This is a genomic window from Leisingera sp. ABM4_101 (assembly GCF_056158725.1).
In genome coordinates, this window is sequence record NZ_JBSWTV010000002.1 from 4,256,316 (window position 1) to 4,274,946 (window position 18,631).

Consider the following 18,631-nt stretch of genomic DNA (forward strand, 5'->3'; position numbering starts at 1 on the left):
AGCAGCGCGGGCCAGCCAGCCTAAGCCGGTGGACAACAACCGGCACAATAACAAGACAACATGGAGAAAACTGGAAATGTCACTGGATGTGAGCACAATATATGCTCAGCAAGTTACCCTGAATTCGCTGGTACAGAATATTCTGTACGCCTCGGGGATCGTGGGCGCGATCCTGGTTGTGGTCGGCCTGCTGCTGATCGACGCGGGCACGGCGCGGCGCCGGAACCTGTTCAACTCGACCATTGAAAAGTCGCTGGGGTTCTTCCTCGGCTTTGCCACCTATTACGTCATCGGGTTCGGCCTGTGGGCCGGGCAATATTACATCATGGAAGGCGCGACCATGATGGATTCGATCAAGGACTGGTGGCTGGGCGGCGCCCTGACCAATGCGCTGGCGCATCATACCGACCCGGCGACGTTCCCGGGGCTGAACACCTTCCAGATCTTCATCTTTTTCCTGGCGGTGTTTGCGGGCATCATCAACATCCTGCTGCATTTCGCGGTGTCCGAGCGGATGAAGGCCTCGGCCTATTTCATCACCTGCATCGTGGCGGCAGTGGTTTCTTCGGCGCTCAGCTGGGCGACCTGGGGTTCTGTCGGGCCGCTGACCAATGCGGGCTTTCACGACTTCTTTGGTGTGGGTTTTGTCTACCTGTTCCCGGCCGGCATGGCGCTGGTGTTCACCCCGAAACTGGGTGCACGGCCCGGCATGATGGCGCCGCATCCGCGGATCTCGGCCTATCTGGCGCCAAGCATCGGGCTGTGCGCGCCGGGCCTGTTGCTGATCTTTGCGGGCCTGCCGATGGTGATCCTGTCCTGCCTGTTCTTCTTTGATCCCGAAGCACTGGCCGTGAGCGTCACCATGGCCGACACCAGCGTCGGCATCGCCATCAACAACTACGCCATGGTCTGGGCCGGCGGCGCCATCACCGGGCTGCTGATTGCCTATGCCACCGGCAAATACGCATATACCCTGCTGGGTCCGCTGGCAGGCTATGTTGCCGGCGCGTCCGGCTTTGATGTCTACCTGCCCTGGCAGGCCTTCATCGTGGGTCTGGCGGCACCTTTCGCGGCCTATGCGGTCTATGAGTTCACGCTGAAGCGCGGCATCGACGAGCACAAGCTGTTCCCGCTGTTCCTGGGCTGCGGCACTTTGGGCATGGTGCTGCTGGGCCTGTTCAAGGCCGGCACCCCGCGCGGCGGCTATTTCGGGATCAAGGAAGGCGCCTATGCGTTCCAGCATGGTGAGATTTCGCTGGTGATGCAGCTGGCGGGCACCGCGGTCTGCATCGGCACAGGGGTGGTCACCGCGCTGATCCTGTCCTTCATCCTGGAACGCACCGTGGGCCTGCGGGTCTCTGAGGACGACCAGATCGACGGGCTGGACGGCAAAGTCTGGGACCTGGAGCCGGATGTTGTCACTCACGCGGACAGCGCACAGCGCGCCTGATCGCGGCTGAATTGCAGAAGGCCCCGGTTGCTGCCGGGGCCTTTTTTCGTGACTGCAGGCCTGAAGTTCAAAGAATTGGCTATAGTTGACCTCATCAACAATGAGGAGACGACCATGCTGTACCCGCTTGCCTCGCTTGAGGCTGACAAACTGGACGCGATCAAGGCCCTCGAAAAGGACATCGGCAGCCCGGTGGTGGCACTGGCCGGCGTCGAAGCGGATACCGCCGCCCTGCCCGATGACCAGCTGAAAAGGCTGCAGGAGCTGGAAGAGGAACTTGGCGTGGTGCTGGTGGCCGTCCGGCCGAACTAGTGACCGGAGCAGAGCAGCCGCGCAACCAGAAGAACCCGCGCAGTCGTCTGCCCTTCATCAACCGTTTGCCATCGCGTTCCGGTAGTGTTCCAGAAAGGCCATAATCGGGTGTTCCGACTGTGATGAGCAGACGGCATCCACCACCAGCGGCCCAGTGTCGAAACCGCCGGATTCCAGCCCGCGCTGCACGGAATCCACAATCGGCCCGTCCTCGGCAAAGGTGGTGTGGCGGTGCTGCAGGATGATCTCTTCCTCGACCGGGTTCGGCGTGGCTTCGGGCAGCCACCAATCGACTTCGATCTTGGTTTTATTCACCCCTAACGGCTTCCAGCGGTAGGTGTTGACGATGCCGCCGGGATAAACCTGCAGCGCCACCAGCGGAAAGAACCACCAGGTCAGGAACTTGTCGGTCTTTGCCTCCGGGTCGGCCACATAGGAATAGCTCTTCTTCTCGTCAGGCCGTGCGGGCGAGACGTGGCGAATGCCGTAACCATAACCGCGCGTACGGTACGCGTCCGGGTCCACCACACCAGTGGTCAGGGTCTTATGCACCACCGCGCAGTGGTAGCATTCGTTGAAATTTTCGGCGACCACCTTCCAGTTCGCCGAAGCCATCCGTTCGGTCCGCGCCGCTCTGTGGTAGCTGGCAAGATTCGGTGCATAGTCCTGGATCTCGGGTATGGCGTCCGCGGCCAAGTCGGCAAAGGGTGCGGCCTCTGCATCCAGATTGACCAGCACCAGCCCAAAGAACACTTCCACCCGCACCTGGCGCAGTTTGTGCTGCGACTTGTCGAACCCGGGGAAGTTCGCGGCATTGGGCGCGGCGCGCAGCTGGCCCGTGGTGTCATAGGTCCAGGCGTGATACGGGCAGGTCATCTTCTTGGCGCAGCCCTTGCCCTCCAGCAGCTCATGGCCGCGGTGGATGCAGACATTGTAAAACGCACGGATCTCCGCATCCTGACCGCGCATCACAATCACGGAAGTGCCCGAAACCTCCTCCACCACATAATCGCCTGCATTGGGGATATCGTTGGCGTGGCCGATCAGCTGCCAGGACCGGCGGAAGATCTGCGCCTTCTCCTGCGCAAAGAGCGGCTCATCCGTGTAGCTGCGGGCCGGCAAGGTGGTGTAGACACCGCCCGCAAAGCTCATTTCGCCCATTTTTGCCTCCTCCGGGTATCTTTGGCTTGATGCCGAATCTGCATCAGGCCTGCGTCTGCTTCGCCTTCACATCCGCCGTTCAGGTCGGTTTCAGGCTGCTCAAATGCGGCAGAGGGGTCGGTTTCAGAAGTTAAATCAATGACTTGTGAATTCTCTTGATCGCTGTGTGAGACACTCGAGAACCCAGGGCAGGCCTTCGCCTGGTTTTGAAAGGCGGCCACGCACCTGCAGCAGGGACTGAGCCTGCCCCAACAAAAAAAGCCCCGCAGTCACCTGCGGGGCTTTCGATTGTCAGCCGTGAGGCCGGGGAGATTAGTCGCCCGACTTCAGTGCGGCGCCCAGGATGTCGCCCAGCGATGCACCGGAGTCCGAGGAGCCATACTGTTCCACTGCTTCTTTCTCTTCCGCGATCTCGCGCGCCTTGATGGACAGGCCCAGGCGGCGGGTCTTGGAGTCGACGTTGGTGACGCGCACGTCGACCTTGTCGCCAACCGAGAAACGCTCGGGGCGCTGGTCGGCACGGTCGCGGGACAGGTCGGAGCGGCGGATGAAGGACTTCATGCCTTCGTATTCCACTTCGATGCCGCCGTCTTCGATTGCGGTCACTTCCACGGTCACGATCGAGCCCCGCTTCACGCCGCCCACGGCTTCGGCGAACTTGTCGCCGCCCAGGGCTTTGATCGACAGCGAGATACGCTCTTTGTCAACGTCCACTTCAGAGACAACGGCCGAAACCATGTCGCCTTTGCGGTAGTTCTGGATCGCGTCTTCGCCACGCTCGTCCCAGGACAGGTCGGACAGATGAACCATGCCGTCGATGTCGCCGTCGAGGCCGATGAACAGACCGAATTCGGTGATGTTCTTGACTTCGCCTTCGACCTGGGTGCCCTCGGGGTTGTTCTCGGAGAACACTTCCCACGGGTTGCGCATGGTCTGCTTGAGGCCCAGGGAGACGCGGCGCTTGGCACCGTCGATTTCCAGAACCATGACGTCGACTTCCTGGGAAGTGGAGACGATTTTGCCCGGGTGGACGTTTTTCTTGGTCCAGGACATCTCAGAGACGTGGACCAGACCTTCGACGCCCGGCTCCAGCTCAACAAATGCACCGTAATCGGTGATGTTGGTGACGCGGCCCTTGTGCACGGAGGACAGCGGGTACTTGGCGCCAACCAGATCCCACGGGTCTTCCTGCAGCTGCTTCATGCCGAGGGAGATACGGTGGGTCTCTTTGTTGATCTTGATGACCTGAACCTTGACGGTTTCGCCGATCGACAGGATCTCGGAGGGGTGGTTCACACGGCGCCATGCCATGTCGGTGACGTGCAGCAGGCCGTCAACACCGCCCAGGTCAACAAACGCACCGTATTCGGTGATGTTCTTGACGACACCGTCCACTGCTTGGCCTTCGGACAGGTTGCCGATGACTTCGGCGCGCTGCTCGGCGCGGGACTCTTCGAGGATCGCGCGGCGGGAGACAACGATGTTGCCGCGGCGGCGGTCCATTTTCAGGATCTGGAACGGCTGCTTCAGACCCATCAGCGGGCCTGCGTCGCGCACGGGGCGCACGTCAACCTGCGAGCCGGGCAGGAAGGCAACAGCGCCGCCCAGGTCGACGGTGAAGCCGCCTTTGACGCGGCCGAAGATCGCGCCTTCGACGCGCTGATCGTCTGCGTAGGCTTTTTCCAGGCGGTCCCAGGCTTCTTCGCGGCGGGCCATCTCGCGGGAGATGACGGCTTCGCCACGGGCGTTTTCAGCGGCGCGCAGGAACACTTCCACTTCGTCGCCGACTGCGATTTCAGCCGCTTCGCCGGGGTTTGCGAATTCTTTCAGATCAACGCGGCCTTCCATTTTGTAGCCGACGTCGATGATGGCCTGGCCGGCTTCGATTGCCAGCACTTTGCCTTTGACAACCGAACCTTCGTCCGGGGTGTCCATTTCGAAGCTTTCGTTCAGGAGGGCTTCGAATTCCTCCATCGATGCGTTTTGAGCCATGAGGTCTCAGGTTTCCTTTACTAGTGTTTCTGGCCGGGCGGTTGTCTCCGCCGGTCTTGGTTAAGCCAGTCCAGAACGTGGCCCGGAGCAGATCTGATCAAACAAACACAAAGGGCCGAGGTATTCCCCAGCCCTGCTCAGATATGCCGCCCGGACGTTTGCCGCCCATGTTCTGACAGCGCGCGTATAGGCGGATTCCCATGAGCGTGCAAGGGGAAAGCCCAGCCCCGCAAGGCGGCGAGAAGGGCTGCGCTGCTATTGCCGCCAGTATTCCCGCTCCAGCAGCACCACACCGACCAGAACGAACTCAACCGCGTCCTTCTCCCCCAGGAGCGGCAGAAACACTTCGTTCGAGCTTCGGAAGCCCGGCAGCGGACCGACATAGGGCAGCGATACCATCAGCGGGCGGGGATTGCCGGCCACTTCTGCAAAGCAGCTCCAGACCAGCGACCCGGGGCCCTTGCCGGGGTGTTCGGTCAGCCTGGTACCCACCAGCTTGCTTCGGAGCGTGTTGCTGAGCTTACTGCGGGCATAGATGGCCTTGAAATTGGACAGACTGCCGGCGTCTGTGCGCTCAATTTCAAAGATAGATAGGACATTCGGGGCTTTTTCGGCATTCGGAAGGCCGAATTCCGTAAGCCGCGGGAAGCGCCCGCCCTCCGCAGCGCTTTTCCAAAGCAGGAAGATGAACTTCAGCTCAGGCTCCAGATCGCTGACGGAAAAGTCTGCAGTAAACATGCCTCAGGCGGCCCCCGGTAATGTCGCTCCTAGCGGCAGCCGCCCTCAGGATGCCGCAGGGACTCGTAAACATAAAATGGCGCTCATTTCCTAATGTAGCATGAAATCAGTATATTAAAGGTTCTTTCCTTGCATTTCCCAGGAGGGTGGCAGCAGGCGGCGCCGTCCTGGGCCGCCTACCGCCAGTGTTTATTGGGCCTTCAGGCGATCTCTGTCACGATGGTTTCACGGGGTTTGCGCACCTTTTTCATCGGCAAGAGCCAGTCGCCGTCTTCCTGGCGGTAGCCAAGCGGCAGCAAGAGGACAGAACGCAGGCCCTTGCCGCGCAGGCCCAGGATTTCATCGACTTTCTCAGGCGTGAAACCTTCCATCGGGGTGCTGTCCACCTCCAGCTCGGCGGCAGCGGCCAGGGCAAAGCCCAGCGCGATATAGGCCTGGCGGGCGGCGTGGTCGTGGTTGGTTCGCTCTTCCCGCGGCAGGTAGGTCGCCTTGAGGTTATCGTAATACTGGTTCAGCATCGGGATCTCGCCGCGCTCCTCGGTCATCTGGCGGGTGACTGCGTCGATCCGGTCCTCGGAGTAGTTGTCCCAGGCGGCAAAGACGATCAGATGCGAGCCGTCGGTGATCTGCGCCTGGTCCCAGGCATGCGGACGGATCTGCGCGCGGATCTCCGGGTTGGTGATAACAAAAACCTCAAACGGCTGGGTGCCCGACGAGGTCGGCGCCATGCGGATCGCCTCGATGATCTGGTCAACCTTCTCCTGCGGGACGGCCTTGGCCGGGTCCATTTTCTTGGTGGCATAACGCCAGTTCAGCTTCTCGATCAGGGTGCTCTTGCTCATGTGTCCAGTCCTTTCAGAAAGGGTAGTATAAATTTGTAACCGGCTATATAATCAGCACTGGAAAGGGCGCAAGAAGGCACATTCCTGAGCCCCGGTTACACGGAAGGAACCACCATGGCGGAGGCGCAATGCCCGGAGTGCGGGCGCATCAACGAGGTGCTGTCGCGGGTCGGCGACCGCTGGAGCGTGCTGATTGTGATCTCCTTGGCGCAATACGGCGTGCTGCGATTCAATGAGCTGAAGCGGCACCTGGGGATTTCCCAGCGGATGCTGAGCCTTACCTTGCGCGAGCTGGAGCGTGACGGGCTGGTGAGCCGCACCTATTACCCGACGATCCCACCCAAGGTGGAATATGCGCTGACGCCCTTAGGCGAGTCGTTCCGCGAACCGGTCAGGGCATTGGGGCTGTGGGCGCTGGAGCATCTGCCTGTGATTGATGCGGCGCGGGCAGAGTTTGATGCCTCGGCGGAGGCGGAGAAGAAGACCGCCTGAGGCGGCGGCCCTTGCGGTTATTGCCGGAATGCCCAGACGCGTGCGTCCCGTTTCAGCATTGCCTGTTCGGCCGCATCCAGGCGCGCGGCCGCAGCAGCAGGATCGCGGCGGCCGCCCGCCTTGCTCCAGAGCCTGAGCGCCGAGGCCGGGCTCCAAGGCAGGCAGGCGGACGCCAGCCACTTCCGCAATGCCGGCGGCAAGGCATCATAGGCTTGCATCGGATCCCCCGCCCTGCGCCTCCTTTTCAGGCGCGAGTTGAGATTACGGCGCGCCCTGCGGTCAGCCATTGCGGCGCCAGCTTGGGAAGGGGTCATCCAAGGAAGCCCAGGCCGGGTCGAAGCCATTCGCCATTTCCGGCATCAGGCAAGCGTCCAGCCGCGCGGTGGAGGCTTCCTTGTCGAGGCCTGCCCCGATGAACACCAACTCCTGCCGCCGGTCGCCCCAGGTCTCATCCCAGTTCTGCAGGAATTCGCGCCGGGCCTCAGGATGCGTTGGCCAGCGTTCCGTTGGCACCGCCGCCCACCACAGGCCCAGCGGCCGGACAGAAGAGATCGCCCCGGCCAGCGAGAACTCAGCGGCCCATTCCGGGCGGGTGGCCAGCCAGAAATGGCCCTTGGCACGGATCACCCCGGGCAAGTCGCCATTCAGCAGCGCGTGGATTTTGGCGGGATCAAAGGGGCGTTTGGCGCGGTAGACAAAGGAGGAGATGCCGTATTCCTCGGTTTCCGGCACATGGTGCGCAAACCCATAGAGCTCCTTGGCCCACAGGGGGTGTTCATGCGCCTTGTCAAAATCGAAGCGGCCAGTGTCGAAAATTCGGTTTCCGTCGACTTCGGAGTAATCAGTGTGAATTACCTCAGCATCCGGGTTCAGCGCCTTGATAACAGCCATCGCCGCAGCGGTCTGATCCGGTCCTGCGTCCGACACCTTGTTCAAGATGATGACATTGGAAAACTCGATCTGATCGGTCAGCAGGTTGACCAATGTGCGGTCGTCTTCCTCGCCCAGGCTTTCGCCACGGTCGCTGAGGAAGTCATGGCTGGCGAAGTCGCGCAACAGGTTCACAGCGTCGACCACCGTGACCATCGTATCGAGCCGGGCGACGTCGGAGAGGCTGGCCCCTTCTTCATCACGGAAATCGAAGGTCGCCGCCACCGGCAAGGGTTCGGCGATGCCGGTGCTTTCGATCAGCAAGTAGTCAAACCTCCTCTCGCCCGCGAGGCGGCGCACCTCCTGCAGCAGGTCGTCGCGCAGGGTGCAGCAGATGCAGCCGTTGGTCATTTCCACCAGCTTCTCATCCTGGCGCGACAGTTCCGTCCCGCCGCGCACCAGGTCTGCGTCGATGTTCACCTCGCTCATGTCGTTGACGATCACCGCAACCCGGCGGCCTGCCCGGTTGTTCAGAACGTGGTTCAAGAGCGTGGTCTTGCCCGCCCCAAGAAAGCCCGACAGCACCGTGACCGGCAGCCTGTTGTCCGTCATGCAGATCTCCATTTATGTTATATCATAACATTTATCGCGGCGGGAATAGCAGCCCATCTGCGCGCCTGCAAGAAGGAAACCGGGCAAGCGCCATCTATCGCCGCGCAATGCCTGTGGCCGGCCTCGGAATTTTGAGTATTTCTGCAAAGAAGAAGGTGCGGTTCCTGTGCACCTTCTCAATCCCCTCGCGGCGCCGGGGCGGCGGCGCAATTTCCGGTTTGAGCGGCGGGCGCCGCCGCAGAAATCCAATCATAGAAGGCTTCGGCTGCCGCGCTGGGGCGGTCTTTCAGCTGCAGCCAATAGGCCCGTTTGGGCACAGCCACACCGGCATCAACCGCGAGAAGCCGCCCCGTGCGTAATTCTTCGCGGACTAGGAACGACGGGCACAGGGTCCAGCCCAGGCCATCGGCGGCCAGGCTTACCGCCGCGTGCACGCTGTCCACTTCAAGGGTCTGGCGGATCGTTCCGGCCGCAAAGCGCGGCGTCTTGAGCCATTCCTCGAACAGGCTTTCCTGACCGCTGATGCGGATCACCGGCAGCGGCCCTTCATCAGCGCAGCCTGGCGCCCGGACCGCAGCCATTTCGCAATGCACAATCGCCTTGGCCAGCGCCGGCTGCACGGGGCCGGCGAGGAAAATCTCGGCATCCGGGTCGTAGCCGTGCCGCTCAGGCCGCCAAAGCGCAGTGCGGGTTTCCACCTGGATTTCAGGATAGAGGGCGTGGAACCTGGGCAGATTGGGGATCAGCCAGCGCAGGGCGAAACTAGCGTTGCAGAGAATGCGAAGGCGGCTGCCTTGCGGCTGCTGGTAGCGTTTCAGTGCGTTGTTGATCTGCTCCAGCCCCGGCGAGACGTCGCTATAGAGCTGGGCGCCGGAAGCGGTGAGAGACATGCCGCGCGGCTCGCGGGTGAACAGCTGCAATTTCAGGTGGGTTTCCAGCGCCTGCATCTGCTGGCTGAGCGCCGCTTGTGTCAGCCCGACCTCCTGCGCTGCCAGCGTCATGTTGCCCAGCCGTGCCACGGCTTCGAAATTATGCAGCCACTTCAGAGGTATTGTCATGCCAGGCCATTAATTTTCTTATTGGGAGTTGGAAAATTTATCTATTGGATTGCCGTGCGGATTTCCAGAACAGTGTGGCCTGCCTTCCTGACCATCGTGGCGCAGGCGGCCAAATGGGAGGATCCGATGAGCGAGCAGCCGAATTTCCTGGTGATTATTTCCGACGAGCACCGCAAGGATGCGATGGGCTGTGCCGGCCATCCGATTGTGAAGACACCAAACCTGGATGCGCTGGCAGAACGTGGCACAATGTTTACTGCTGCCTATACGCCCTCGCCCATGTGCGTTCCCACCCGCGCGGCGCTGGCCACCGGGGACTGGGTGCATAAGACCGGCCATTGGGACAGCGCCACGCCCTACAGCGGCAGCCCCCGCAGCTGGATGCACGCCCTGCGGGAGGCGGGCCGCGAGGTGGTGTCGATCGGCAAGCTGCATTTCCGCTCAGTTGAGGATGACAACGGGTTTTCCGAGGAGATCGTGCCGATGCATGTGGTGGGCGGTGTGGGCTGGGCCATTGGTCTCTTGCGGGAGAACCCGCCGCCCTATGACTCGGCGGCGGAACTGGCGGGCGACGTCGGCGCCGGGTCCAGCACCTATACTGACTATGACCTCGCGATCACGGCTGCGGCGGAAGCCTGGCTTGCCGATCCCAAGCGGCAGCAGCAGCCCTGGGCAGCGTTTGTCTCCTTGGTGAGCCCGCACTACCCCCTCACGTGCCCCGAGGAGTGGTACAACATGTATGAACCGGCAGAGATGGACCTGCCGGTTGGCTATGGCGAGGGGCTGCCGGACCATGAGGAGCTGCGCAATATCGCGGAGTTCTTCAACTACGATGACTATTTCGACGAACAGAAGATGCGCGAGGCCAAGGCGGCTTATTACGGGCTGACATCTTTCATGGATGACTGCGTGGGCCGGGTGATCCGGGCGCTGGAGGCCGGCGGCCAGCTGGAAAACACCGTGATCCTATACGTGTCGGACCATGGTGACATGATGGGGGATCAGGGGTTCTGGACCAAGCAGGTGATGTATGAGCAATCGGCCGGGGTGCCGATGATTGCGGCCGGGCCGGGGATTCCGGCCGGGCACAGGTTGGCGACCTGCACCAGCCTGACCGATATCGCCGCCACCGCGCGCGAGGTTTGCGGCATGACGGAGGCTGCGGAACTGCCGGGCGTCTCCCTGCGTTCAGTTGCCAGCGCGCACTATGATGAAGCCCGGACCGGCTTTAGCGAATACCACGACGGCGGCTCGAAAACCGGTGCCTTCATGGTGCGCTGGGGCAAGTGGAAATATGTCTATTACGCCGGGATGCAGCCGCAGTTGTTCAATCTGGAAACGGATCCGCATGAGCAGATTAACCGGGCGATGGACGGGGTGAAGGATCCGGAGATCAAGGCGGCGCTGGCTGAGGGCGAGCGGCGGCTGCGCGCAATCTGCGACCCGGAAGAGGTGAACGCCCGTGCTTTCGCCGATCAGCGCCGCAGGATCGAGGAACTGGGCGGCGAAGAGGCCTGCCGCACGGCCTATGTTTTCAACCACACGCCAACGCCGGACGAGCAGGACAGGATGCGTGAAGGATCGCCGCTGTAGCCCTTGCCGCCTGCCCTGCCGTTGCCTAGGGTCGCGGCCAGGAGGGCCGCGCGATGACATTGGAAGAGGCAATTGCAACCCAGCCGCAGTGGGTGCAGATTTGGGTCAACATCCTGTTTATAGGGGCCTTTGTTCTGCCGCTGACGTTGCTGATCTGGCAGCCCAGCCGTCTGCACGGCCTCATAACAGTCGCGGCAAGCACCCTGGCCGCGGGCGGGGTTTACTGGATCTACGGCCAGCTGGGATATGTGCGGCTTCTGGGGCTGCCGCATGTGATCCTGTGGACGCCGCTGGTGATTTGGCTGTGGCGGCAGGGGGCGCGGCCTGAGATGCCCGCCTGGCCGCGGCGGATCATCCTGATGATCTGTGCGGTGATTGCAGTGTCGCTGGTTTTCGATGCCATAGATGTTGGCCGCTATCTGCTGGGAGAGCGGCAGCCGTTCTGAGCCGCCGCCGTCCCGCGCGCAAAAGTTTTCAGAAAAACTTTTGGCAATTTTCTTTCTGAAGAAAATTGCACTGCACCCTCCGGCCCGCGGCTCAGAGATCGATTTCCAGTACCCCATCCGGCGCTTGCGCGCGGGACTGGCACAGGATGATGGCACCCTCGCGCTGTTTGTTCGACAGCACAAAGTCGCGGTGCTCCGCCGCACCGGAAATCAACCCGCATTTGCAGACGCCGCAAATGCCGTCCGAGCATTTCACATCCACGTGGATGCCGCTTTCGGCCAGCGCTTCTGTGGCGGTCTGTTCTGCCGGAACCCGAATTTCGCGGCCCGATTTTGCCAGCTTCAAAGTAAAGGCGTGGTTTTCATATTCCGGCTGCTCCGGGACTGAGAAGTACTCCATATGGCGCGCCTCTTCGGGGAAGCCGTTTGCCCCGGATGCATCCAGAACCGCCTGCATGTAGGCCTCCGGCCCGCAGGTATATACGTGGCTGCCGGGCGCATACTGCAGCACTTGCGCCAGGTCCGCGCGAGTGCCTTGGTCGGAGAAATGCAGATGCACCCTGTCCGCCCAGGGGACGTTCTGCAGGTCTTGCAGGAAGCCAGCATTTGCCTGTTTCGAACAGGAATAGCGGAATTCGAAATCGCGCCCCAGCGCGTGCAGGCGGTGAGCCATGGCGATCATCGGTGTCACCCCGATGCCGCCGCCCATGAGGTAGGTCTTGGCGGCGTCCTCCACCAGCGGGAAGTGGTTGATCGGCTTGGAGATGAAAACCATCCGGCCTTCTTCAAAGATCCGGCGCATGAGTTTGGAGCCGCCGCGGCCCTGATCCTCACGCAGCACTGCGATCTGGTATTTCGTGCGGTCCGCCGGGTCACCCGACAGCGAGTACTGGCGGAAGAACTCCGGCGCGACAACCACGTCGATATGGGCGCCTGCCGCGGCTGGCGGCAGCAGTGAGCCATCCGGCAGGGAGAATTCATACTTGGTGACCGTCTCCGTCATTTGCTCAACCTTCGACAGGCGCACCCGCATCACCGGCGCAGTGCCCTGATCGGCAGAATAGACATGCTCCGGCGGCAGGCCCTGCGCGCGGCGGCGCTTGTGCTCCGCGGCGGGGATCATGGCCTGATAGGCGGCAATCCCGGCCTCGCGGTCCATCGGGGCGGGCCAGGCATAGGGCGGCGGCGCCAGCGGTGCGGGATAGACCGCGAGGGTCTGGTCTTCAAACTTCAGGTCCAGGTCTTTGGACAGCTTGCGGGCGTTCACAGGATGCTGCGAGGGGGCATAGGGTCCCTCCTCCGCCATCTCCAGATCCCACCACCATTTCTTGGCGGAGTTGACCTCGCCATTGCCCAGCGCGTCGTCGAGTTTTGCCAGGAGCGGCGCACTGCCGGGCACATTCATCGCGGCCCAGCGGAACGGCGCTTCGGCAAACAGCCCCTCCAGGTTCCAGGGGCAGGTCTTCATGCAGCGGCCGCACATGGCGCCGCCGGGCACGGTGACGCGGTAGGTGGTGCATTTCTGGCTGTCGGACTTCCAGATCTCGTAGCCGTTGAACATCAGCTTAGGGCCCGCAGTGATGGCGCCGGAGGGGCATTCGCGGGCGCATTTGTTGCAGGCCTCGCAGAACCGCTGCAGGCCAAAGTCGACCGGCTTGTCATGGGTCATCGGCAGGTTGGTCGTCACGGCGCCGGATTTCAGCCGCGGCCCGAGGAAGGGGTTGAGGATTACTTCTCCGATGCGGGAAACCTCGCCAAGGCCGGACAGCAGCAGCAGCGGCGGCTGCAGCACTTCGCCGTCCATCACCGAATGCACCCGGGCGGTATAGCCGAGGTTGCGGATCTGCTGCGCGATAACCCCGCCCAAGAGCGAGAACCGAAGGTAAGCGCGCATCGACTGGGCGCAGGCGATCCAGTCATCGCCAGAGGCACCCTCCATGGTTTCATGGCCCTGGTCGATGATGATGCTGATGGCGTTCTCATGATACGGCGCCAGCGGCTGGCCCGCGGCATCATGGGAATAGTAAGCCCAGTCCGGGCAGCGCGAGATGCCTACCGCATCACAGCCGAGGAAATAGGCCGCGGCCTTGATGTTCGCGGCGTTGCGGGCGGCGTCGCCAGCACTTGGGTCCACTTGCGGCGCAGCCTCGCCGTCCTGCAGCAGCACAAAGGCCGCGAGCGAAGAGCGGAAGGCGAATGCAGAGGAGGATTTGCGGACGTAGTTCCCGTTCTTTGCTGCTTCTTGCGGGCCTTTGCCGAGGTCGCCAAACAGCGAGCGCGCGAACATGTCGGCGCGCTTCGGAACCCGCGCGACATTCACCTCGTCGATGTAGGTGGTGGGGTCGGGCACCCGCTTCAGGGTCTCGAACGGGTGCGGGCCATCCATGAAACGGCGCTTGGCGTAAGGGTCGCGGGTGGCCGCGCTCTTGGCGTGGGCGCCAAGGCCCAGCCGGTATTTGAGGCCCGGCGCCTGCCCTGGGGCCAGTGGAAGATCGGGGGCCAGTTCCAGCGTGGTGGTGACAGCAGCGATGCCGAAACGGCTGCCAAGGAACGGGTTGATAACGGCGCCGGCTTCATAGGTGGCAAGCCCGGCCTGCACCGCCAGCTGGCCCAGGTGCACATCTGTGGCAGCACCGGTATGGGCGCGCGCCTCCCAGCCCAGAAGGCGGATGTAGTTTGCCAGCGTCACCACGGTTTCCGCCGTCCGCAGGCAGGCGCGCTGGGCCTGGGCGTCCGAAAGCCAATCGGTGCCATCTTCCCCTGCTTCGGGGTCGCGGGGGAATTCGTAGACATAGACCAGCGCATGGCTGTGGTGGCTGCAGTCCGCGGGCGGGGCCTGCATCGCCTCACGCAAGTTTGCCATCACCACGTCGATGCCGGAGGCAAAGGTCTTGGTCTGCTTGCTGCGCAGGGTGTCCGCCAGCGCCGCCACGTCCGGGTTCTCCAGCGGTGTATCGAGCCACGCGCAGGAGGGCACCGCGCAGGCACCGGCCAGAGAGGCATCGCAGAAATACCCGAAGGCCTTCAGATGATCCGTGCGCTCCTGCGGGCTGGCGGGGATGTCGGCGCGCTCCTTCTTCACCAAGCCTTCGCGGGTGGCGTCCAGCATTGCCTGATAGTCGCGCATTGCGTTGACTATGGAGAGCGGCGCATCCGGGCGGCAGAAACTGATCTGCGCCATCGGCGGCAGCGCGTCCAGCCCTTCAGGTGCCGCTTGCCGCGCCAGGGTCTCCATCGGGTACGGTCCCAGATGCACTGGCCGGTTGCGGTAGGAGAACAGTTTGCCCATGGATGGCCCCTTTGAGTTACAGCTTGGCGACGATGCGCGGCTCGTCCTGCAGCAGTTTGGCGGTGGACCGGCGCAGTGCGGTCAGTTCTTCACTGCTCAGCTTGGCTTCGAAATACGCGGCGTTTTCCTGCGCGATGGGCAGCACCGCCTGCAGCGCCGCCTGCCCCGCAGCGGTCAATTCGACCCGGATAGAACGCCCGTCGCCCTCACCGCTGCAGCGGGTGAGCATCCCGCGCGTCTCCATCTGCCGCAGGGCGCGGGAGGTGGCAGTACGGTCGATGCCAATGAAATCCGCGATTTCCGACGGGGTTGCCAGCCTTTCCTTTCCGGCCGCCAGCAGCACGCACCAGGTGACACGGGTCAGCCCGTAATCGGCGATGCGCTGTTCAAAACGGCGTTCAATCACACGCGCCAGCATGGTGATCTGGTAGCCGAGGGATTGGTGCAGGTGGAATTGTGCCTGAGTCATGGTAATTGACAGTGTCAACTATATACCTGTCAAAGGCCAGCCAATTCTGCACATACTCTCTTTGCGGTGGTCCCGGATGGACATACGCAATCTGCGCCCTGCGAGGCGTTGCATCATCGCGGGCAGCCTGTATCGTCAATTCAGGCATGCTCCCAGGAGAACAGCATGAAATTCCGCTTTCCCATTGTCATCATTGACGAAGACTTCCGCTCCGAGAATATCTCAGGCTCCGGCATACGAGCTATGGCACAGGCCATTGAGGACGAAGGCTTTGAGGTGCTGGGGGTTACGAGTTACGGAGACCTGTCGCAATTTGCGCAGCAACAGTCCCGCGCCAGCGCCTTTGTGCTATCGATTGACGACGAAGAGTTCACGCCGGGGCCGGATCTGGACCCTGCGGTGCTGAGCCTGCGCACATTTATCGAGGAAGTGCGCTGGAAAAACGCCGATGTGCCGATCTATATCTACGGCGAAACCAAGACCAGCCGCCACTTGCCCAATGACATCCTGCGCGAGCTGCACGGCTTTATCCACATGTTCGAGGACACGCCGGAATTCGTGGCGCGCCACATCATCCGCGAGGCGAAGGGCTATCTTGAAAGCATCCAGCCGCCGTTCTTCCGGAAGCTGCTGGATTATGCCGAGGACGGTTCCTACTCCTGGCATTGCCCGGGGCATTCCGGCGGCGTGGCGTTCCTGAAAAGCCCGGTCGGGCAGATGTACCACCAGTTTTATGGCGAGAACATGCTGCGCGCCGATGTCTGCAACGCGGTTGAGGAGCTGGGGCAGCTGCTGGACCACAATGGCGCGATTGGCGCCTCGGAACGAAATGCGGCGCGGATCTTCAACGCCGATCACTGTTATTTCGTGACCAATGGCACCTCGACTTCCAACAAGATGGTCTGGCACCACACGGTGGCGCCGGGCGACGTGGTGGTGGTGGACCGCAACTGCCACAAGTCGATCCTGCATTCGATCATCATGACCGGTGCCATCCCGGTATTCCTGAAGCCAACCCGCAACCATTGGGGCATCATCGGCCCGATCCCGCATTCTGAGTTCGCGATTGACAGCATCAAAGAGAAGATCCGTGCTAATCCGCTGCTGAAGGACGAGGATGCTGATGCGGTGAAGCCGCGGATCCTGACGCTGACCCAGTCGACCTACGACGGGGTTCTGTACAACACCGAGGTGATCAAGGGGCAGCTGGACGGCTATGCCGAGAACTTGCATTTCGACGAGGCCTGGCTGCCGCATGCGGCGTTCCATCCGTTTTACGGCACCTACCACGCGATGGGCCGCAAGCGCGGGCGCACCCAGCATTCGGTGACCTATGCCACCCAGTCGATACACAAGCTGCTGGCGGGGATCAGCCAGGCCAGCCATGTGCTGGTGCAGGACAGTGAAGAGACCAAGCTGGACCGGCATCTGTTCAACGAGGCGTATCTGATGCACACCTCCACCAGCCCGCAGTATTCGATCATCTCCAGCTGCGATGTGGCGGCGGCGATGATGGAGCCGCCGGGCGGCACCGCACTGGTCGAGGAAAGCATCATGGAGGCGCTGGATTTCCGCCGCGCCATGCGCAAGGTCGATGAGGAATACGGCGCCGATGACTGGTGGTTCCAAGTTTGGGGGCCAGAGGATCTGGCCGAGGAAGGCATCGGCAGCACCAAGGACTGGGTGCTGAAAGGGACCGATGCCGACGGTGTGCAGGCAGGCGGCGAGGACAGCTGGCACGGATTTGGCGACATGGCGCCGGGCTTCAACATGCTCGACCCGATCAAGGCCACCATCATCACTCCGGGTCTCAACCTGGATGGCCGGTTCGAGGACTGGGGCATCCCGGCCTCAATCGTCACCAAATACCTGGCCGAGCATGGCGTGGTGGTGGAGAAGACCGGGCTTTATTCCTTCTTCATCATGTTCACCATCGGCATCACCAAGGGCCGCTGGAACACGCTGCTGACGGCGCTGCAGCAGTTCAAGGATGACTTTGCCCGCAACCTGCCGATGTGACGCGCCATGCCGCAGTTCTGCGGAACCCAGCCGCGCTATGAGCAGATGGGGCTGCGCGACCTGTGCGCGCATGTGCATGCGCTTTATGCCAAGAACAACGTGGCGCGGCTGTCGACCGAGATGTACCTGAGCGACCTGACACCAGCGATGAAGCCGAGCGAGGCCTTCAGCCATATCGCCCGGCGCACCACCCAGCGGGTGCCGATAGATGAGCTGGAGGGGCGTATCACCACCAGCCTGGTAACCCCCTACCCGCCGGGCATTCCGCTGTTGATCCCCGGCGAGGTGTTCAACAGGAAAATCGTTGAATACCTGAAGTTCAACCGCGCTTTTGCACGGGACTGCCCCGGTTTCGAGACCGACATTCACGGGCTGGTGCAGGAGACCGGCCCCGACGGGGTAACTCAGTATTTTGCCGATTGCGTTGCAGAGTGAAGCAGAGAATTTGCCCTGACGGGCAGGCTGGCACTGGCGGGCTGTCACGGGCAGGCTGGCACGGCCGGGTTCGCGCTTTCCCGCGCCCGCATTATGTGTATATATAAAGGCAATAAAATTCTTTAATGAAGAACGAGGCCCGATGCCATCCGCCCGCGAAACCATGAGCTACAGGGACATCAAGCAGGTTGTTCTGGACCGGATCCAGAACCGGATCTGGGCACCGGACAGCCTGTTGCCAAGCGAGACGGAACTGGCGGCAGAGTTTTCCAGCACCCGCACCACCGTCAACCGGGCCCTGAGGGAACTGGCCGAGGAAGGATATCTGGAGCGCAAGCGCAAGGCTGGAACCCGGGTGCTGAATTCACCGGTGCGCAAGGCCCAATTTGCGATTCCCCTGGTGCGCGACGAGATCGCCGCAATGGGCGCGGATTACCGTTATGCGCTGGTCGAGCGTAGCGTCATGCCCGCACCTGCCTGGCTGTCGGCCCGGCTGGACATCGCCCCGCAGCAGGAGGTGCTGCACCTCAGATGCATGCATTTCGCGGATAATGCTCCCTTTCAATACGAAGTGCGCTGGGTGGTAACGGATAGCATTCCCGGGGTTCTGGAAGCAGACTTCAGCCAGTCAGGCCCCAACGACTGGCTGGTGCAAAAGGTACCCTACACAAACCTGGAACTGAGCTTTATGGCGGCCAAGGCGGACCAGGCGATTGCAGAATTCCTGGATGCGCCCGCAGGCGATCCCGTCTTTTCTGCAGAACGGATTACATGGCTGCGCGATCAGCCCGTGACGCTGGCGCGGCTGTTCTTTGCCCCAGGGTACAAGATGACCACCCGGCTGTAGGCCGCC

15 protein-coding genes and 1 pseudogene are annotated in these 18,631 nt (G+C 62.1%); 7 read left to right on the top strand and 9 right to left on the bottom strand.

Annotation, left to right across the window (positions count from 1 at the left end; translation table 11 throughout):
- The first annotated feature begins 76 nt into the window (after positions 1–76).
- Both ACXAEK_RS21790 and ACXAEK_RS21795 read left to right on the top strand, forming a co-directional pair.
- Positions 77–1,450 carry an ammonium transporter gene (locus ACXAEK_RS21790; protein WP_475045116.1) on the top strand — a complete coding sequence of 458 codons (1,374 nt, stop codon included), beginning with the start codon at positions 77–79 and terminating at the stop codon, positions 1,448–1,450.
- A 114-nt stretch (positions 1,451–1,564) separates the two neighbouring features.
- On the top strand, positions 1,565–1,762 hold the full coding sequence (locus ACXAEK_RS21795; protein ID WP_475045118.1) for a hypothetical protein: 198 nt from the start codon (positions 1,565–1,567) through the stop codon (positions 1,760–1,762).
- A 57-nt stretch (positions 1,763–1,819) separates the two neighbouring features.
- Here the strand turns inward: ACXAEK_RS21795 and ACXAEK_RS21800 are convergent, their stop codons facing one another.
- The 4 genes from ACXAEK_RS21800 to ACXAEK_RS21815 all read right to left on the bottom strand — a co-directional run bounded on the left by ACXAEK_RS21800 (position 1,820) and on the right by ACXAEK_RS21815 (position 6,495).
- A complete protein-coding gene (locus ACXAEK_RS21800) occupies positions 1,820–2,923 on the bottom strand; it encodes an aromatic ring-hydroxylating oxygenase subunit alpha (RefSeq protein ID WP_475045119.1) in 1,104 nt (367 codons plus the stop codon).
- A gap of 312 nt (positions 2,924–3,235) precedes the next feature.
- Positions 3,236–4,915 carry a 30S ribosomal protein S1 gene (gene rpsA, locus ACXAEK_RS21805; RefSeq protein ID WP_271906493.1) on the bottom strand — a complete coding sequence of 560 codons (1,680 nt, stop codon included), beginning with the start codon at positions 4,913–4,915 and terminating at the stop codon, positions 3,236–3,238.
- A 255-nt stretch (positions 4,916–5,170) separates the two neighbouring features.
- The gene (locus tag ACXAEK_RS21810; RefSeq protein ID WP_475045121.1) at positions 5,171–5,653 is read right to left on the bottom strand and encodes a hypothetical protein; all 483 of its coding nucleotides are present in this window, start codon (positions 5,651–5,653) and stop codon (positions 5,171–5,173) included.
- Positions 5,654–5,853: 200 nt separating this feature from the next.
- A complete protein-coding gene (locus ACXAEK_RS21815) occupies positions 5,854–6,495 on the bottom strand; it encodes an NAD(P)H-dependent oxidoreductase (RefSeq protein ID WP_475045122.1) in 642 nt (213 codons plus the stop codon).
- A gap of 114 nt (positions 6,496–6,609) precedes the next feature.
- Between ACXAEK_RS21815 and ACXAEK_RS21820 the strand changes: the two genes are divergently transcribed.
- On the top strand, positions 6,610–6,987 hold the full coding sequence (locus ACXAEK_RS21820; RefSeq protein ID WP_475045123.1) for a winged helix-turn-helix transcriptional regulator: 378 nt from the start codon (positions 6,610–6,612) through the stop codon (positions 6,985–6,987).
- 17 nt (positions 6,988–7,004) lie between these two features.
- Here the strand turns inward: ACXAEK_RS21820 and ACXAEK_RS21825 are convergent, their stop codons facing one another.
- From ACXAEK_RS21825 to ACXAEK_RS21835, 3 genes are all read right to left on the bottom strand, one after another.
- Complete coding sequence (locus tag ACXAEK_RS21825; RefSeq protein ID WP_475045125.1) at positions 7,005–7,331, bottom strand: DUF6525 family protein; 327 nt, start codon at positions 7,329–7,331, stop codon at positions 7,005–7,007.
- On the bottom strand, positions 7,267–8,469 hold the full coding sequence (locus ACXAEK_RS21830; RefSeq protein WP_475045126.1) for a GTP-binding protein: 1,203 nt from the start codon (positions 8,467–8,469) through the stop codon (positions 7,267–7,269). The genes ACXAEK_RS21825 and ACXAEK_RS21830 overlap by 65 nt, the downstream gene beginning before the upstream one ends.
- A 176-nt stretch (positions 8,470–8,645) precedes the next feature.
- Positions 8,646–9,527: a LysR family transcriptional regulator gene (locus ACXAEK_RS21835; RefSeq protein WP_475045127.1), complete on the bottom strand. Its 882-nt coding sequence runs from the start codon at positions 9,525–9,527 to the stop codon at positions 8,646–8,648.
- A gap of 72 nt (positions 9,528–9,599) precedes the next feature.
- On the opposite strand from ACXAEK_RS21835, the gene ACXAEK_RS21840 reads away from it, so the two are divergent.
- Both ACXAEK_RS21840 and ACXAEK_RS21845 read left to right on the top strand, forming a co-directional pair.
- Positions 9,600–11,120 carry a sulfatase family protein gene (locus ACXAEK_RS21840; protein ID WP_475045129.1) on the top strand — a complete coding sequence of 507 codons (1,521 nt, stop codon included), beginning with the start codon at positions 9,600–9,602 and terminating at the stop codon, positions 11,118–11,120.
- 53 nt (positions 11,121–11,173) lie between these two features.
- The gene (locus tag ACXAEK_RS21845; RefSeq protein WP_475045130.1) at positions 11,174–11,566 is read left to right on the top strand and encodes a hypothetical protein; all 393 of its coding nucleotides are present in this window, start codon (positions 11,174–11,176) and stop codon (positions 11,564–11,566) included.
- 91 nt (positions 11,567–11,657) lie between these two features.
- On the opposite strand, the gene ACXAEK_RS21850 is transcribed toward ACXAEK_RS21845, so the two are convergent.
- Both ACXAEK_RS21850 and ACXAEK_RS21855 read right to left on the bottom strand, forming a co-directional pair.
- Complete coding sequence (locus ACXAEK_RS21850; protein ID WP_475045131.1) at positions 11,658–14,855, bottom strand: 2Fe-2S iron-sulfur cluster-binding protein; 3,198 nt, start codon at positions 14,853–14,855, stop codon at positions 11,658–11,660.
- Positions 14,856–14,871: 16 nt separating this feature from the next.
- Positions 14,872–15,324 (bottom strand): MarR family winged helix-turn-helix transcriptional regulator, encoded by a 453-nt coding sequence (locus tag ACXAEK_RS21855; protein WP_475045133.1) that lies wholly within the window; start codon positions 15,322–15,324, stop codon positions 14,872–14,874.
- 165 nt (positions 15,325–15,489) lie between these two features.
- Between ACXAEK_RS21855 and ACXAEK_RS21860 the strand changes: the two are divergent.
- Positions 15,490–17,778: pseudogene (locus ACXAEK_RS21860) on the top strand (Orn/Lys/Arg family decarboxylase).
- A 142-nt stretch (positions 17,779–17,920) separates the two neighbouring features.
- Complete coding sequence (locus tag ACXAEK_RS21865) at positions 17,921–18,625, top strand: GntR family transcriptional regulator (RefSeq protein WP_475045135.1); 705 nt, start codon at positions 17,921–17,923, stop codon at positions 18,623–18,625.
- The last annotated feature ends 6 nt before the right edge of the window (positions 18,626–18,631 follow it).

What these genes read in the sequence shown, in the direction of transcription:
- ACXAEK_RS21790 (WP_475045116.1), top strand. Translation starts at nt 77, where the DNA reads ATGTCACTGGATGTGAGCACAATATATGCTCAGCAAGTTACCCTGAAT.
- ACXAEK_RS21795 (WP_475045118.1), top strand. Translation starts at nt 1,565, where the DNA reads ATGCTGTACCCGCTTGCCTCGCTTGAGGCTGACAAACTGGACGCGATC.
- ACXAEK_RS21800 (WP_475045119.1), bottom strand. Translation starts at nt 2,923, where the DNA reads ATGGGCGAAATGAGCTTTGCGGGCGGTGTCTACACCACCTTGCCGGCC.
- rpsA (WP_271906493.1), bottom strand. Translation starts at nt 4,915, where the DNA reads ATGGCTCAAAACGCATCGATGGAGGAATTCGAAGCCCTCCTGAACGAA.
- ACXAEK_RS21810 (WP_475045121.1), bottom strand. Translation starts at nt 5,653, where the DNA reads ATGTTTACTGCAGACTTTTCCGTCAGCGATCTGGAGCCTGAGCTGAAG.
- ACXAEK_RS21815 (WP_475045122.1), bottom strand. Translation starts at nt 6,495, where the DNA reads ATGAGCAAGAGCACCCTGATCGAGAAGCTGAACTGGCGTTATGCCACC.
- ACXAEK_RS21820 (WP_475045123.1), top strand. Translation starts at nt 6,610, where the DNA reads ATGGCGGAGGCGCAATGCCCGGAGTGCGGGCGCATCAACGAGGTGCTG.
- ACXAEK_RS21825 (WP_475045125.1), bottom strand. Translation starts at nt 7,331, where the DNA reads ATGGCTTCGACCCGGCCTGGGCTTCCTTGGATGACCCCTTCCCAAGCT.
- ACXAEK_RS21830 (WP_475045126.1), bottom strand. Translation starts at nt 8,469, where the DNA reads ATGACGGACAACAGGCTGCCGGTCACGGTGCTGTCGGGCTTTCTTGGG.
- ACXAEK_RS21835 (WP_475045127.1), bottom strand. Translation starts at nt 9,527, where the DNA reads ATGACAATACCTCTGAAGTGGCTGCATAATTTCGAAGCCGTGGCACGG.
- ACXAEK_RS21845 (WP_475045130.1), top strand. Translation starts at nt 11,174, where the DNA reads ATGACATTGGAAGAGGCAATTGCAACCCAGCCGCAGTGGGTGCAGATT.
- ACXAEK_RS21850 (WP_475045131.1), bottom strand. Translation starts at nt 14,855, where the DNA reads ATGGGCAAACTGTTCTCCTACCGCAACCGGCCAGTGCATCTGGGACCG.
- ACXAEK_RS21855 (WP_475045133.1), bottom strand. Translation starts at nt 15,324, where the DNA reads ATGACTCAGGCACAATTCCACCTGCACCAATCCCTCGGCTACCAGATC.
- ACXAEK_RS21865 (WP_475045135.1), top strand. Translation starts at nt 17,921, where the DNA reads ATGCCATCCGCCCGCGAAACCATGAGCTACAGGGACATCAAGCAGGTT.